The organism is Variovorax sucrosi, from assembly GCF_051216635.1.
In the GTDB taxonomy this organism is placed as follows: Bacteria; Pseudomonadota; Gammaproteobacteria; order Burkholderiales; family Burkholderiaceae_C; genus Variovorax.
Map to the genome: position 1 here is coordinate 127,320 of NZ_JBPJZU010000002.1, position 14,989 is coordinate 142,308.

At 69.1% G+C, this 14,989-nt stretch carries 14 protein-coding genes; 2 read left to right on the plus strand and 12 right to left on the minus strand.

The features are described 5' to 3' along the window. Positions 1-15 precede the first annotated feature (15 nt). From ACSFBE_RS03690 to ACSFBE_RS03715, 6 genes are all read right to left on the minus strand, one after another. Entirely contained in the window at positions 16-2,388 is a 2,373-nt protein-coding gene (locus ACSFBE_RS03690; RefSeq protein WP_435489025.1) for an MMPL family transporter, read from the minus strand. Beyond that, positions 2,385-2,981 carry a LolA-related protein gene (locus ACSFBE_RS03695; RefSeq protein WP_435489026.1) on the minus strand — a complete coding sequence of 199 codons (597 nt, stop codon included), beginning with the start codon at positions 2,979-2,981 and terminating at the stop codon, positions 2,385-2,387. Before ACSFBE_RS03695 ends, ACSFBE_RS03690 begins: the two co-directional genes overlap by 4 nt. Continuing rightward, a complete protein-coding gene (locus tag ACSFBE_RS03700; RefSeq protein WP_435489027.1) occupies positions 2,965-3,951 on the minus strand; it encodes an acyl-CoA synthetase in 987 nt (328 codons plus the stop codon). Before ACSFBE_RS03700 ends, ACSFBE_RS03695 begins: the two co-directional genes overlap by 17 nt. Further along, positions 3,951-5,648 carry an ApeI family dehydratase gene (locus tag ACSFBE_RS03705; protein ID WP_435489028.1) on the minus strand — a complete coding sequence of 566 codons (1,698 nt, stop codon included), beginning with the start codon at positions 5,646-5,648 and terminating at the stop codon, positions 3,951-3,953. Before ACSFBE_RS03705 ends, ACSFBE_RS03700 begins: the two co-directional genes overlap by 1 nt. A 22-nt stretch (positions 5,649-5,670) precedes the next feature. After that, complete coding sequence (locus ACSFBE_RS03710; RefSeq protein WP_435489029.1) at positions 5,671-6,312, minus strand: COG4648 family protein; 642 nt, start codon at positions 6,310-6,312, stop codon at positions 5,671-5,673. Between the two features lie 71 nt (positions 6,313-6,383). Next, positions 6,384-6,695, minus strand: a complete 312-nt coding sequence (locus ACSFBE_RS03715) for a phosphopantetheine-binding protein (protein ID WP_435489030.1) — start codon at positions 6,693-6,695, stop codon at positions 6,384-6,386. A gap of 101 nt (positions 6,696-6,796) precedes the next feature. Between ACSFBE_RS03715 and ACSFBE_RS03720 the strand changes: the two genes are divergently transcribed. Together ACSFBE_RS03720 and ACSFBE_RS03725 are read left to right on the plus strand one after the other, a co-directional pair. Further along, positions 6,797-8,311 (plus strand): helicase HerA-like C-terminal domain-containing protein, encoded by a 1,515-nt coding sequence (locus ACSFBE_RS03720; protein ID WP_435489031.1) that lies wholly within the window; start codon positions 6,797-6,799, stop codon positions 8,309-8,311. A 124-nt stretch (positions 8,312-8,435) separates the two neighbouring features. After that, on the plus strand, positions 8,436-8,984 hold the full coding sequence (locus tag ACSFBE_RS03725) for a GAF domain-containing protein (RefSeq protein WP_435489032.1): 549 nt from the start codon (positions 8,436-8,438) through the stop codon (positions 8,982-8,984). Here ACSFBE_RS03725 and ACSFBE_RS03730 read toward each other — a convergent pair. From ACSFBE_RS03730 to ACSFBE_RS03755, 6 genes are all read right to left on the minus strand, one after another. Continuing rightward, positions 8,960-10,465: a sensor histidine kinase gene (locus ACSFBE_RS03730; protein ID WP_435489033.1), complete on the minus strand. Its 1,506-nt coding sequence runs from the start codon at positions 10,463-10,465 to the stop codon at positions 8,960-8,962. The two genes, ACSFBE_RS03725 and ACSFBE_RS03730, sit on opposite strands and share 25 nt — an antisense overlap. Before the next feature lie 117 nt (positions 10,466-10,582). Then, positions 10,583-11,452 (minus strand): alpha/beta fold hydrolase, encoded by an 870-nt coding sequence (locus ACSFBE_RS03735; RefSeq protein WP_435489034.1) that lies wholly within the window; start codon positions 11,450-11,452, stop codon positions 10,583-10,585. Then, on the minus strand, positions 11,449-12,513 hold the full coding sequence (locus ACSFBE_RS03740; protein WP_435489035.1) for a branched-chain amino acid ABC transporter permease: 1,065 nt from the start codon (positions 12,511-12,513) through the stop codon (positions 11,449-11,451). Before ACSFBE_RS03740 ends, ACSFBE_RS03735 begins: the two co-directional genes overlap by 4 nt. Positions 12,514-12,523: 10 nt before the next feature. After that, positions 12,524-13,510 carry a branched-chain amino acid ABC transporter permease gene (locus ACSFBE_RS03745; protein ID WP_140838801.1) on the minus strand — a complete coding sequence of 329 codons (987 nt, stop codon included), beginning with the start codon at positions 13,508-13,510 and terminating at the stop codon, positions 12,524-12,526. Then, positions 13,507-14,226 (minus strand): ABC transporter ATP-binding protein, encoded by a 720-nt coding sequence (locus tag ACSFBE_RS03750; RefSeq protein ID WP_435489036.1) that lies wholly within the window; start codon positions 14,224-14,226, stop codon positions 13,507-13,509. The genes ACSFBE_RS03745 and ACSFBE_RS03750 overlap by 4 nt, the downstream gene beginning before the upstream one ends. Beyond that, entirely contained in the window at positions 14,223-14,987 is a 765-nt protein-coding gene (locus ACSFBE_RS03755) for an ABC transporter ATP-binding protein (protein WP_435489037.1), read from the minus strand. The genes ACSFBE_RS03750 and ACSFBE_RS03755 overlap by 4 nt, the downstream gene beginning before the upstream one ends. Positions 14,988-14,989 lie beyond the last annotated feature (2 nt).

Genomic DNA, 14,989 nt, shown 5'->3' on the forward strand with positions numbered 1-14,989 from the left:
GCGCGCCTTTGTACCTCAGCGCACGCGCCGCTTGGCGAAAGCCGCAGACAGCAGCAAGGCCAAGAGCGCACCCGGCGCCACCACGCGGCCGATGGCCGAGAGCGCGGGGATGTCCGAGATCGCGATCAGCCCGAAGGACACGACCGTCGTCAGGTTGGCCAGCATCAACGAGGCCAGCGTGTCCTCGTCGGCGCGCCCGGTCTCCTGCAGCTGGTCGAAGAAGAGCGCGTAGTTGGAGCCGACCGCCACGATCAGCAGCAGCCCGACAAGGTGCAGGATGCCCAGCGGCACCTGCAGCGCCGCCATGCCGCCCAGCGTGAGCACCACCGCCAGCAGCAGCGGCTGGCACACGGCGACCAGCCGGCGCAGCGAGCGCAGGTACAGCCCCAGCAGCACGACCACCGCCAGCGCACCGAGCATCACCTGCACGAAGGCCTCGTGCAGGTAGCGGTCGTAGAGGCTGCCCAGCTCGGCACCGATGTCGACCACCTGCACCTCCGGCAGCGGCGCCAGCGCGGCGACCAGTTGGGCCTTGTCGAAACGCTCGGTCGGGTGCAGCGCGATCAGCGACGACCAGCCGCCACCCGGGCGTTCGAACATCAGCGCACGCACCACCGGCGCCATCGGGCCCTTGGCGAGTTCTTCGCGCGTGATGGGCGCCAGGCCGCGGGCCGCGTCCACAGAAGCCACGAACGGTTCGAGCCGCTCGGCCGCGAGGGGCATGCCTTGCGTCGCCTCGGCCACGCGCGTGCGCAGCGTGGCGGCGTCAGGCAGGCTGGCGATGCGGGCCTGCTGCGCGGCGATGCTCGGCAGCATGCGGGTGACGGTCTCGTAGCCGCTCAACTGGCCTTGGTCGACCATCGCGTCGAGCCGCTGGCCCGCAGCCTCGGTGATGCGCAGCGTGGCCTGCTCGTCGGCCGCCTGGATCACGACCAGCGTGCCGCCGTCGCTGGCGCCGATGTCCTCGCGCAGCGACGCGTCGAGTTCCTGCGAGGCCTTGGAGATCGGGCTCATGGACGACAGGCTGGCGCGCCACAGCGCCCCGCCCTGCCAGGCCATCAGCGCCACCGCCACCACGCCCAGCACGACGAAGCCGACGCGCAGCCGCGGCATGGCCTGGACGATGCCGCTCGCCGCGTGCGCCATGTGACGGCGCATGCCGATGCCGGTGGCGCCGTCGGGTGCCAGCATCGGCAGGCCGTGGCGCGTGACCAGGGCGGCCGCCACCAAGCCGGCGATGGAGAACACGCCGAGTTGCGCCAGACCCGGGAAGCCCGAGAACAGCAAGGCCGCGAAGCCGCACACCGACGTGAGCAGGCCCAGGCGCACCGTCGGCCAGTTCAGGTCGCGCCAGCGCTGCCAGCCGGTGCCCGGCACAGCGGCACCGCGCGCCTGGATCAGGTAATAGATGGCGTAGTCGACCGTCTCGCCGATCAGCGTGCTGCCGAAGCCCATCGTGAGCCCGTGCACCGAGCCGAACACCAGCGCGACCGCGGCCGTGCCCGCCACCACGCCGGTCAGCACCGGCAGCAGCGCGATGACCAGCGCCTTCGGCGATGCGAAGGCCGCCAGCAGCAGGCAGCCCATCACGATGGCGCCGACGGTCGCGAGATGGATCGCCTCGCCCTTGATCTTGTCGCGGCTTTGCACCGAGAACACCGGTGCGCCGCTCAGCAGCAGCTTCGGCGCTTCGGCACCGAGACCCTGCGCCGCCTTCGCGTACTCGGTCTCGATGCGGGCGATGGCCGCGGCCTGCGCGTCGAGGTCGCTGCCCGAGGCCTTGGTCGTGGCCAGCAGCATGGCGCGCGGCGCGGTGCGCGACACCCACACGCCCTCTTCCGTGCGCGGCGAGGTGGCGGGAATCAGCCCTTCGGCGATGCGCTGCGTCTCGCCGGTCGGGTCGCGCTCGAACAGCGGCCGCACCAGATTGCCGGCCGGCGTGCCGAGCATCGACATCGTGTCGGTGATGGCATCGCGCAGCCCCTCCACGCTGAAGCGCTGTGGCCTCACATCCGGCGACAGCTGGTAGCGCCGGTCGAAGACGAAGGTGCCGGCTTCCTGCCACTCGCTGTGGTCGCCGTTCTGCACCTGCTCGTAAAGCCCACTGGCGCGCATCGCCTTGCCGAGGGCGCGCGACACGTCGGCGCGTTGCGCCGCGTCCTTGCCGCCTTCGAGGCCGACCATCAGCGTGCGCGATGCGACGCCGCTCTGCAGTTGCTCGATCAGCACGCGCTGGCGCGCGTCGGGGCTGGCCGGCAGGAAGGCCGACAGGTCGGCGCTGAACGGGGTGCGCGAGATGACCGCGACCCCGGCCAGCACGGCAGCCAGCCACAGCAGGAGCACCAGCGTGCGGCGGCCCCGGCTCGGCCCGGCGTGCAGAACACTCATCTTTTCGGCGAGATCGTCATGATCGACCGGTCGCCGCCGCGGAACTCCATCTCGACGCCGAGCACCTCGCCGGCCTTGCCGCTCAGGCGCAGCGTCGCGACCTGCGACGCCAGGCGCGCGTCGACGGGCGCGAGGTCGAGCGTCCAGTCGCTGGCACTGCCGCCGACGGTGCTGGTGAAGTAGCGCTGCAGCACCTGCGTGTTGCCGGCGAGCGTGGCGCGCATCGCTTCCACCAGGCCTTGCAGTTCGGGCACGCTGTCGAGCGTCATGCTGCGGTTGCGGCCGCTGCGTGACAGCGTGAGGTTGTTGCCGTCGACCGCCATCGTCTCGGGCCGCGGCGACAGGGTGCGCCGCACCAGTTTGTCGGGCGCCGTGAAGCTCAAGGTGCCGCTGGCCGCCAGCGGGCCGTCGAAGCCGCGCACATAGCGCTGCTCGGTGAAGTTGGCTTCGCCCTGCTTCTGCTTGGCCAGCAGGCCCATCAGTTCGTTGAGGTCGAAGGCCCAGGCCGGCGCGGCGGCGCACAGCAGCACCACCAGCGCCCAGCGGGCCTGCCGCAGCCCCATCTCAACGCGTGCCTCAATGCGAGTCTTCAAGCCAGAAATCATGGAAGTTGAACCAGTTGTAGGGGTGCTCGTGGCACAGCGCCTCGAGTCGCAAGACATAGGCTTCGACCGCCGCGCGTATGCGTTGTTCCCGTTCGGCCAGGTCGGTCACGCGTTCGCTGAAGTCGGCCAGCGGCTCGAAGCGGACATCGTAGCGGGCGTTGCCCAGGTAGAGCCCGGCCATGAAGAACACCTTGCGGCGCAACAGCGCGGCCAGGCGGAACGGCCCGTCGTTGAACACCGCCGGATGGCCGAGAAAGGACAGCGTGAGGTTGTTACCGCGCTGGCCCATCTCATCGCTGCCCGACAGCGTGCGGTCGGCCAGCAGGCCGCCCAGCCCGCCGCCATCGAGCCAGTCGCGCAGCGCCAGCATCGAATGCGGCCGGCCCAGTGCGATGATGTGCGGCCGCAGTTCGGGCAGGCTGATGGCTTCCAGGATCGCCGTGATGCGCTGCGCGTTGTCGGTGAACATCAGCATCGCCAGAGGCAGCGCGCCCTGGTCGGCGCTGTGCTGGCGGCAGGCCCCCATGGCCTCGAAGCTGCCGACGTGCGCGCCCAGCAGGAAAGCGCCTCGCCCCGCAAAAATCTCGGCCTCGACCGGCCCATTGCCCTGAATGGTCACTTCGAACAGGTCGATACGGCCGCGCAGGAAGTAGACCCTGTCGAGCACCGTCGACGCGAAGGCGTGCAGCAGCCGGTAACCATCGCCCCAGCCCGCCCTGGGGCCGATGGCGCGGAGCAAATAGCGCCTGACGTTGCGCCGCGATGTCGCGTCGAACAGAAGAAAGTAGACGCAGATCGGATGCAGGATCAGGCGCGTGAGCGGGCGCCCGCAGGTCAGCGCGACCCAGGTGATGAAGCGCAGTGCCGCCATGTTGCTGCGCTCGGGCGTCTGCGTCCAGTCGGCCGCCCCGGGCCGCTTGTCGCCGGCGCCCTGCGTGCCGGCTTCGCGTTCCGACATCAACGCGCTTCCGAGGGCGTCCAGCGCCCGCTCGCCGCCAGCACGTCGCCGCAGCGCACCTCGAAGCGCACGCCGCGCGCAGCGCCCGTCTCGGGGTGCAACGCGATGTCGATGGCCGCGCCGGGCCGCACCGGCGACAGGAACTTGACCGCCGCCAGCGTGGGATGCGCACCGAGCCGTGCCGCCATGGCGGGCACGCGCCGCATCACCTCCATCACCTCCGACACCAGCAGCGCGCCGGGCACCAGTGGTTGGCCGGGGAAGTGGCCGGCGAAGACGGGATGGTTTTCGGGAATCTCGTGCGTGACCTGCACCGGCGTGTCGTCGGACGCGAGCTGCGACAGCGCGAATTCGCGCAGCGCCCGCACGGTCAGCTTGCCGGTGCCCTCGCGCGGCAGCGAAGGCACGTGCACCACGCGACGCGGCACGAAGACCGATTCGAGCCGCGTGCGCAAGGCCGCCACGATCTCGCCCGCGACGAGCGCCGGCGCGACCACGAAGGCCACCGGCCGCACCACGCCGTCGCTGATGTCGTCGGGCAGCCAGAAGGCGCCGTCGTCCACGCCGGAGATGCTGTTGAGGTGGTAGTTCAGGTGGCCGAGCGAACTGCGCTTGCCGGCCACATGGATCAGGTCGTTGGCGCGGCCGAACAGGCGGAAGTGCCGGTCGTCGAGCAGTTCCAGCACGTCGGCCATCGGTGTCGGCTGGGGGATGAAGTCGCCGTCGAAGACGTACTGCTCGGTACCGTCGGCCCCCGGCTGCGCGGTGACGCGGATCTCGCCGAAGGTTTCCCACACCTCGCTCTGGGTGGGCCGGCGGGTCGCGACCTGGCCCGACTCGGTGCTGCCGTAGATTTCGATCAGCATACCGCCGGTGGCCTGCTCGGCCTGGGCGGCGAGCTGCGGCGACAGCGGCGCGGTGGCCGACAGGATCAAGTCGACCGGCGGGATCTCGATGCCGGCCAGCAGCAGCGTCTTCAAGTGGAACGGCGTGGTGACCAGCGCGCGCGGGCGCGGCACCGCGGCCAGGGCAGCGACGATGTCTGCCGGGAAGAAGGGCCGGCCGCTGTCGAAGGCGGCGCCACCGAGCAGGGCCAGCAAGGCGGTGGATTCGAGGCCGTAGCTGTGCTGCACCGGCACCGTGCCGACCAGCGTCAGCCCTTCGAGCGAGGGCCGGCCGAGCAGTTGCGCCAGCCGCGCGACGGCGGCGGCTGCGTCACCCACCAGCGTGTGCCAGGTCTTGGCATGCGGCTGCGGCACGCCGGTGGAGCCAGAGGTGAGCAGGCTGACCGCGTGCAGGCCGCCGTCGATGGCCGGCACGTCGGGCGGCGCGTCGGTCGCGCCGGCCCCGACCTCGACCATCACGCGGTTGATCCCCGGTGTTTCGAGCGAGGGCTCGTCGGTCACGGCGGTGAGTTTTCCGTGCGCGGCCGTCAGCCGCGCCATCGTTTCGGGCCGCGCATCGGGCGGCAGCAGGCTGGCCTGGCCGCGCAGCAGCGCCGCGCCGAGCGCCACCACGAAGGCGTAGCGGTCGTTGCAAAGGTTCAGCACCGGGCCGGCAGCCGGCATGCGCTCGGCCTGACGCGCGACGTCGGCCAGGAAGGCGCGGCCCGACACCGGCACGCCTGCGCGCCAGGCCAGCGGCGCTTCGAGGTCGCGCAGCGCCAGCAAGGGATGGGAAGGGACATCGTTCGGCATGCGCAATTCCGTTGTCATCGCATCAGCGCTTGGCCGTCGGCTCGGCCGACGAGGCGCCGTAGAAGGCCCGCACTGCATCGATCATGCGGGTGCGTTCGAACTCGGGGTGCAGGCGGTAGCGCACCAGGTGCTCGCCCACGAACAGCACGACCACCATCACCGGGCTCAGCACGTTGGCCAGCAGCGACCAGGCCGAGAACGGCAGCCAGAGGTAGACGGGGATCGAGACCAGGGCCGTGAGCGTGAAGTAGGTCGTCCAGACCCAGGTCACCTGACGGGTGTATTCCGGCATGCCCTTCTCCAGCGGATGGACACGTTGGGCGAACTGGCCGATGAGCGACAGCCGCCCGCCGCGCAGGCTGCCGCCGAACCAGCAGGCCAGCACGCCGTTCATGCCGACGTGCTGCAGCACGTACAGCCGGTTGGGATCGCCCGCGCCGCCGCGCCACAGCACCACGAAGATGAGCACACCAGCCACCGTGGCACCGAGCACGCCCCAGCCACCGAAGCGCGAGCCGCCCAGGCCGAGCGCCGTGAGCCACAACGGACCGAGCAGCACCGCCATCGCCCAGGGCGCATGCGGATGGAACAGCATCAGCCAGTGGGACAAGCCCGCGTACGCCGCCCCTGCCAGCAGCAGGAGCGCCAGGCGCCATCGCGACATCGCTCAGGCCCGCGCCGTTCGGCGACCCGCATCTGCGGGCCGTCGATATGCATGCGTGCCGTGGGAGGTCATCAAGCGGTCGTACGGTTCGCCGCCACGTGGGTGGCCAGCGTGCGCAGCGATTGGAAGATCTGCTGGTTGCGTTCGTCGTCCGAACGCAGCTGGAAGCCATAGCGGCGCGACACTTCCAGTGCCACTTCCAGGATGTCGATCGAGTCGAGGCCAAGGCCGTCACCGTACAGCGGCGCGTTCGGATCGACTTCGGCCGGGGCCACTTCGAGATTCAGGGATTCGACCAGCAAGGTCGCGAGTTCGAGCTCGAGCGGGCTTTGTTCAGCGCGGGCGCCATCGGCGGAAATGGGGGGGGTGGGGATCGATGACAAAGGAACTCCTGGAACTATTTCACGGAACGAACGCCTGTGGCCGCGGATTATAGGAGGGGGGCTTGGATAGACTGCCGCTTTCGACACGACCCGGAGCCCCGATGGCCACCCCTCTTCTCATCGCTCGGCACGACGCCACCGAGTGCTTCCTGTTGCCCAGCCTGACCAACCGGCATGGCCTCATCACCGGCGCCACCGGCACCGGCAAGACGGTCACGCTGCAAACGCTGGCCGAACAGCTGTCGGGCCTCGGCGTGCCGGTGTTCATGGCCGACGTGAAGGGCGACCTGACCGGCATCAGCCAGGCCGGCCACATCGGCGACAAGCTGGCCGCGACGCTGAAGGAACGCGGCATCGAGGCGCCTGCTCCCCTCGCCTGCCCCGCCACGCTATGGGACGTGTTCGGTGAACAGGGTCACCCGGTGCGCGCCACCGTGTCCGACATGGGCCCGTTGCTGCTGGGCCGCATGCTCGACCTCAACGAAACGCAGGCCGGCGTGCTGAACCTGGTCTTCAAGATCGCCGACGACAGCGGCATGCTGCTGCTCGACCTGAAAGACCTGCGCGCCATGCTGCAGTACGTGGGCGAGAACGCAAGCCAGTTCACCACCGAGTACGGCAACATCAGCGCCGCCAGCGTGGGCGCGATCCAGCGCGGCCTGCTGCAGATCGAGGGCCAGGGCGGCGACAAGTTCTTCGGCGAGCCCATGCTCAACATCCAGGACTTCATGCAGACCGTCGGCGGCAAGGGGGTGATCAACATCCTCACCGCCGACAAGCTGATGAATTCGCCGCGGCTCTATGCGACCTTCCTGCTGTGGATGCTGTCGGAGCTGTTCGAGCAGTTGCCCGAGATCGGCGATCCCGACCAGCCCAAGCTGGTGTTCTTCTTCGACGAGGCCCACCTGCTGTTCAACGAGGCACCGAAGGCGCTGGTCGAGCGCATCGAGCTGGTCGTGCGGCTGGTGCGCTCCAAGGGCGTCGGCGTGTTCTTCGTCACGCAGAACCCGCTGGACATTCCCGATTCGGTGCTCGCGCAACTGGGCAACCGGGTGCAGCACGCGCTGCGTGCCTTCACGCCACGCGACCAGAAGGCGGTCAAGGCCACGGCCACCACCATGCGCCAGAAGCCGGGGCTCGACATCGAGGCCGCCATCACCGAGCTGGCCGTGGGCGAGGCGCTGGTGAGCTTCCTTGATGCCAAGGGCCGGCCCAGCGTGACCGAGCGCGTGTTCGTCGTACCGCCGGGTAGCCAGTTGGGGCCCATCACGCCGGCGCAGCGCCAGCAGCTCATTGCCAATTCTCTGGTGGCCGGCGTCTATGAGAAGACGGTCGACCGCGAGTCGGCCTATGAAAAGCTCAAGGGCCGGGCCGAGAGCGCGCCCGATGCACCGGCCTCGACGGTCGGGAAGGCCGGCACCGCCAAACCGGGCGCCCCGGCCGAAGGCGGCTTCCTCAACGACCTGCTGTTCGGCTCCACCGGCCCGCGCGGCGGCAAGCGCGACGGCCTGGTCCAGACGATGGCCAAGTCGGCGGTGCGCACCGTGGGCACCAACGTCGGCAAGGAAATCCTGCGCGGCGTGCTGGGCGGCATCTTCGGCGCCAAGAAGCGCTGAGCGCGACGCGGCCCGACAGCCACCTCTTGCGCCGGGCGCTCGCCCATTCCAGAATCGTGCCGGGGGGCGGGGGACGTGCGCAGGGGCCCAGGGCCATTCGCGCCGATTCGAGGAGCTACTTCGTATGCCAATCGCCTTGGAAGAAGCGTTGCGTCGCGTCGCCGTGGTCACGGCCGACATGAGCCACGAGCAGGTCGACCGCTCCGTGCGCGAGGTGCTCAAGCTGATGCGCGAACACCTGAAGATGGACGTGGCCTTCGTCTCGCACTTCGAGCAGGGACGCCGGGTGTACCAGCAGGTCGACGCCGCCGACAGCCGCTGGTTGCCATGGGAGGGCAAGTGGGATGCGCTCGAGCGCAGCTTCTGCCAGCGGGTCATCGACGGGCGCCTGCCGCAGCTGATCACCGACGTGACGAAGCTGCCGAACTATGCCGAGCTGCCGCACACCCCGGCGCCCATCGGGGCCCATCTCAGCGTCCCGATCGTCCTGCCCGATGGCCGCATCTATGGCACCTTGTGCTGCTTCAGCCTGGCACCGAACGAGGCGCTGACGCAGCGCGATCTCAAGCGCCTGCAGATGGCTACCGACATGACGGCCCGGTTGGTGGCGAAGAACAGCCGCCGCGACGATGACAACGAAGACGGCGATCAGCCGCAGGCCGCCGACAGCTGAACCTGCTTGGACGCGTCGGCTTCCACGCTCCCCAGGGTGAGCGAGACGCGCGTGCCCTGCCCCTCGACCGAGTCGATCAAGATGCGCGTGCGCAGCGCGTCGGCCAGGCGGGCCACCAGCGCCAGCCCGATGCCCAGGCCGTCGGGCGCCAGCTGGCTGCCGCCGTCGGCACGGAAGAATTCCTGGAACACCTTGTCGATCTGCGCGGCCGGGATGCCGATGCCTTGGTCCCAGATCTCGACCCGCACCGTGCCGCCGGCCGGCCGCATCGCCAGGAGGACCTTGCCGCCCGGCTTGCTGTACTTGATCGCGTTCGACAGCACATTGCCGATCATGCGGCGCAGCCGTACCTCGTCGCTCTGGACGACGGCGTCGTGCACGCGCACCCGCAGCGTCAGCCCCCGCGCCGCGGCAAGCGGCTCGTATTCCTCCTGCAGGGCAAGGATGACGGCTCCGACCGACACGGACTGCACCGCCAGCCGCACCTGGCCGGCATCGAAGGCGGAGAGGTCGAACAGCGAGTCGAACAACCGGTTGACCACCTGAGCGGCGCGGCCGATCTTCGGCGCCAGCTCGTTGTAGCTCTGCGGCTCCGCCTCCAGGAATTCAGCGTACAGGCCCATCGCGATCACCGGTTGACGCATGTCGTGCGTCGCCGCGGCCAGGAACTTGTTCTTCGCCACCACCGCGGCCAAGGCTTCGTCGGACTTGCGCGCCAGGTCGTACTGCGCACCGTAGAGTGCCGACTGGATGTGCAGCACGGCGACGGACAACCGCCGGGTGAACCAGAACTGGGCCAGGCACAGCGGCAGAAACCACAGCGACACCGACGCTTCGGCGCCAGGGGCGAGCGCCCGATAGGCGAAATAGCAGAAGGCCGCGATGAAGAAGGTGTGCATGAATGCACGCCACAGCTGCGGCAGCAGGGCCAGCCGGTGGTTCGCGCCATAGACGAGTGCCGCCAGGATGGCCCAGCAGGCAAAGCCGCGCGCGCCCTCCGCGCTGCCCGCAAACATCGGCAGCGACATTCCCCAGGTCAGCCCCATGACGGCATAGAACGGCACCAGGCGCTGCAGGAAGGCGTTGCGCGCCTGCGGCCCGGCACTGTCGACCACACTTTGAAAATGACGCGCAAACCGGCGGCGCGCGAAGGTGCCTGCGAGCACCATGCCCAGCCAGAGGACGACAAAGGCCGGATGGACGTAAGGCCAGCATACCGCCGCCATGGTGCACGCCATGACGAGACCGACTGCGTGGCGCCCGAGCGCTTCCCCCATGTACTGCCGCGCCAGGCCGACCTCGATCGCCTCGCCCCGCGCCTCCTGCGACTTCTTCTCGTTGGCGGCGAGGCGCGCGGCACCGTCGAGGTGGCGCGGCTCGATCGAGAAGCGCGCCCGGACCGGCGCAGCCGAAGCGGGCCCGGGTTCCGAGAGCGGAGACACCGGCGACGGCAGGTCACCGAAGATGGAGCGGAGCGGCACGGTGGCGTAGGTCCATGGGATTCGACCATCGTACGCCCGTCCCGCGACTTTGATCGCTGGAAACCCTCGGTGCCGACGCCGAGCAGGGCCCGCGACGCGTCGTACGAACCCCGGCCCTTAGCCCGCCTCGCGCAGGAAGGCCTCGATCGGCGCCAGCTGCGCTGGCACGTTGAGCGCCGGTGCGTGCCCGCAGCCCGGTACCTCGATGACCTGCAGGCGGCCGGCCGCACCGGGGCCGCGCCGACGCATCTCGGCCACCGTGTCCGGCAGCACCAGATCGGAGTCGACACCGCGCAGGCACAGCACCGGCGCCTCGATCGCATCCCAGTGGTTCCAGATCAGGTAGTCGTTGTCGTGGGCGGTGAACTGGCGAACCATGGCAGGGTCGTAATGCGGCGTCACGCGGCCGTCGGGCAAGCGACGCGTCGAGGTTTCGGTGAGCCGGCGCCACTGGGCGTCGCTGAGCCAGCCGTAGGGCTTGTAGACGGTGCGGAAGAAGGTCTCAAGCTCTGCCACCGTGTCAAAAGCCGGCGGGTTGCCGGCGTAGGCCTTGATGCGCTCGACGGCCGCTGTCGCGAGTTCCGGTGCGTTGTCGTTGAGCACCAGGCTGGCGATGCGCGACTTCATGCGCGACGCGATGAGGCCCGATGCGCAGACCGTGCCGATGGCGCCGCCCATCGAGGTGCCGACCCAGTGCACGCGGTCGAGCGTCAGCTCGTCGCACAGCGCTTCGGCCAGCCGCGCGTAGAACGAGAGCTGGTATTCGGCGTCGGGCAGCGGGCTCCACTGGCTCAGGCCGCGGCCGATGGTGTCGGGGCAGATGACGCGGAAGCCTTTGGCGGACAGATGCTCGGCCAGTTCGTCCATGTCGCGACCGGTGCGCGCCAGGCCATGCCAGGCGATGACGGCGGCGCCCTCCTTCGGCCCCCAGTCCATCCAGTGGACCTCGCGCCCCAGCAGTTGCGCATAGTTGGAAGTGGGATTCATCGCGCGGCCCTTGCCCGGAGTTTGCCGACGATACCCGTCGGGAAGTAATAGACCGACAGAACGAAGAGCACACCCAGCCACAGCAGCCAGCGGTCCGGCGACAGCAGCGCCGCCAGCCAGGGCAGCCCGCTGGCTGCCTCGCTGCCGAGCTTGAGCAGGTCTTGCAGGTAGCTCTGCGCGATGACGAAGAGCACCGCGCCGATGGCCGCGCCGTAGATGGTGCCCATGCCGCCGATCACCACGATCAGCAGCACGTCGACCATGATCTCGAAGCTCAGCGACGTGTCCGGCCCGTTGTAGCGCAGCCAGATCGCGAGCATCGCGCCGGCCAGCGTCGCGAACAGGGCCGACAGCACGGCGGCGGTGGTGCGGTAGACCACCACGCGGTAGCCGATGGCCTCGGCGCGGAACTCGTTCTCGCGGATCGCCTGCAGCACGCGGCCGAAGGGCGAGTTCACGATGCGCAGCAGCGCCAGCACCAGTACGACCGCCGCCACGAAGAGCAGGTAGTAGCACAGCAGCCGCCCGTCGAGCGACACGCCGAGAAAGGGCTCTTCGGCGAACTCGAAGCTCGGCGAGATCAGCTCGGGCAGCTTGAAGGTCAGGCCGTCTTCGCCGCCGGTGAAGTCCGACAGTTGGGAAGCCAGCGTCTGGAAGGCCGAGGCCACCGCCAGCGTGATCATCGCGAAGAAGATGGCACGCACCCGCAGCGAGAACAGCCCGATGGCGAGCGCAAGCACCAGCGACACGAACAGCGCACCGCCCAGGCCGATGAAGAGCGCGTCCCAGCCCGCGCCGAGCCGGCTGGCCGCGATGGCGATGCCGTACGCTCCGATGCCGAAGAACATCGTGTGCGCGAAGCTCACGATGCCGGTGTAGCCCAGCAGCAAGTCGAAGCTCGCGACGAGCACGATGAAGACCAGGATCTTGGCCGCCACGCTCAGCGCCTTGACGCCTGGAAAAATAAACGGCGCGAAGGCCAGGCCCAGCAGCACGGCCAGCAGCAGCACCGCGAGCACGCGGCTGCGCGGCATGTCGTTGGAGAGAAGACGTTTCAACATCACACCGCCCTCACCGGCTGCTCGCCACGGGATACACGCCCTGCGGCCGCCACAGCAGCACCGCGACCATCAGGAAGATGCTCGCGAACTGCGTCAACGTCGGCACCAGGAAGCCGATGTAGTTGGTCATCAGCCCCACCAGCAGCGCGCCGATGAGCGCGCCGCCGGTGGAACCCAGCCCGCCGATGATGATGACGATGAAGATCAGCACGTTGACCTGCGCGCCCATCTGCGGAATCAGGTTCTGCTGGAACAGCCCCCACATCACACCGCCCAGGCCGGCGAGCGCGCTGCCGACAACGAACACGCCGACGAACAGTCGGCCGATGCGGTAGCCGAGCGACTCGACCATCTCGCGGTCCTGCACTCCGGCACGAATCAAGAGGCCGATCTTGGTGCGGCCCAGCGTCCAGGCCAGCAGGCCGAACACGACCAGGCCGACGGCCACCGCCAGCAGCCGGTACTTGCTGATCGCCGCATCGGCCACGAAGACCGAGCCACGCAGCGCCTCGGGCAGCGGCAGCGGGATCTGCGCCGGACCCCAGATCACCTTGATCAGCTCCTCGCCGATGATCATCCCGCCCATCGTGATGAGGATCTGCTTGAGGTGCTGGCCGTACACCGGCCGCACGATGAAGCGCTCGAAGGCCAGGCCGACCGCGCCGGCCACGAGCATCGCGACCAGCATTGCCGGAAACACCGCCACTAGGTTGCGCCACAGCTCGCCCGAGCCGGTCCAGTCGCCCATCAGCCCGAGCACGCTGCTCGCGACGAAGGCGCCCAGCGCGATGAACACGCCGTGGCCGAAGTTCAGCACGTCCATCAGGCCGAAGATCAGCGTGAGACCCGAGGCGATGATGAAGATGATCATGCCCATCGCCAGGCCCGCGACGGTCAGCGTGAGCCAGGTCGAGAGCGAGCCGGTGAGCGGCAGCGCGATGAGCGCGAGCACCGGTACCAGGGCCAGCGGCTTCCAATCCAGGTCGGATGTCTTCATAGCGCCAGTCCGAGCAGCGACTGCTGCAGTTGTTCGTCCGCCGAGAACGCGGCCATGGGGCCGCCGTGCACCACGCGGCCGTTGTCCATCACGGCCACGGTGTCGCCCAGGCGCTGCGCGAAATGGATGTTCTGTTCGACCAGCAGGATGGTCACGCCGCTCGCCTTGAGCTGGGCGAAGGCGTCGATCATGTTGTTGATCATCACCGGCGCCAGGCCCTTGCTGGGCTCGTCGATGATGAGCAGCTCGCGCGGCTCGACGATGGCGCGCGACACGGCCAGCATCTGCTTTTGCCCGCCCGAGAGCTTGCCGGCCGGGTGGTTCCAGAACTTCTCCACCGCGGGGAAGAGCTGGAAGATCCATTTCAGCCGCGTGTCGTCGATGCCGTCGGCGTTCTTCGCGCTGCGCGCGGCCAGCAGCATGTTCTCCTTGACCGTCAGGTCCGAGAAGATGCCCATGGTCTCGGGCACATAGGCGATGCCAAGCGCGGCGATGTCGGGCGTGCGCAGCGCGGTGATGTCCTTGTCAGCAAAGCGCACCCTGCCCTGCGACGCGTGCCACAGGCCCATGATGGTCCGCAGCGTCGTCGTCTTGCCGGCGCCGTTGCGGCCCAGCAGCATCGTGAGCTGGCCCTTCGGCACCACGAGGTCGACGCCGTGGAGGATGTGGTACGCGCCGATGTGCGTCTGCACACCTCGCAATTCGAGCAAGTTCATGCCGCCTCCTTCACGACGCCGAGGTAGGCCTCTTGCACGATCGGCGAGGCGATGACCTCCGCCGGTTGGCCATCGGCCACCAGCGCGCCGTTGTGCAGCACGATGATGCGGTCGGCCAGTTCGCGCACCACGTCCATCTTGTGTTCGACCAAGAGGATGGTCTTGGTCTTGTCCTGCTTGAGTTGGCGGATCAGGTCGAGGATGACCGGCGCCTCAGCCGCGTTCATGCCGGCGGTCGGCTCGTCGAACATGAAGACCTGCGGCTCCAGCGCCATCAGCAGCGCCACTTCCAGCTTGCGCTGGTCGCCGTGCGGCAGGTTCGCCACCGTGGCATGTTCCTTTGCCTTCAGGTTGATCTGCGTGAGCAGTTCGTCGGCCCGCGCGGTCAACGCCGCATGGTCGCTCCAGATGCTCCACAGGTTGAGCCCGCGCCGGTGCGCGCCGTTGCGCGTGGCCTGCACCGCCAGGCGCACGTTCTCCAGCACCGTGAGGTTCGGGAACAGGTTGGTGAGCTGGAAAGCGCGGCCCAGGCCCGCATGCGTGCGCGCCGAGGCCGACAGCGACGACAGGTCGCGCCCGTTGAGCGACACCGTGCCCTCGCTCGCCCGGAGCTGCCCCGAGATCAGGTTGAAGTAGGTCGTCTTGCCCGCCCCGTTCGGCCCGACGATGGCCGTCAACGTACCCGGTGCGAACGCGCACGAGACAGCGTTGACGGCCACGTGGCCGCCGAAGCGGATGGTGAGTCCGCGGGTTTCCAGCATCG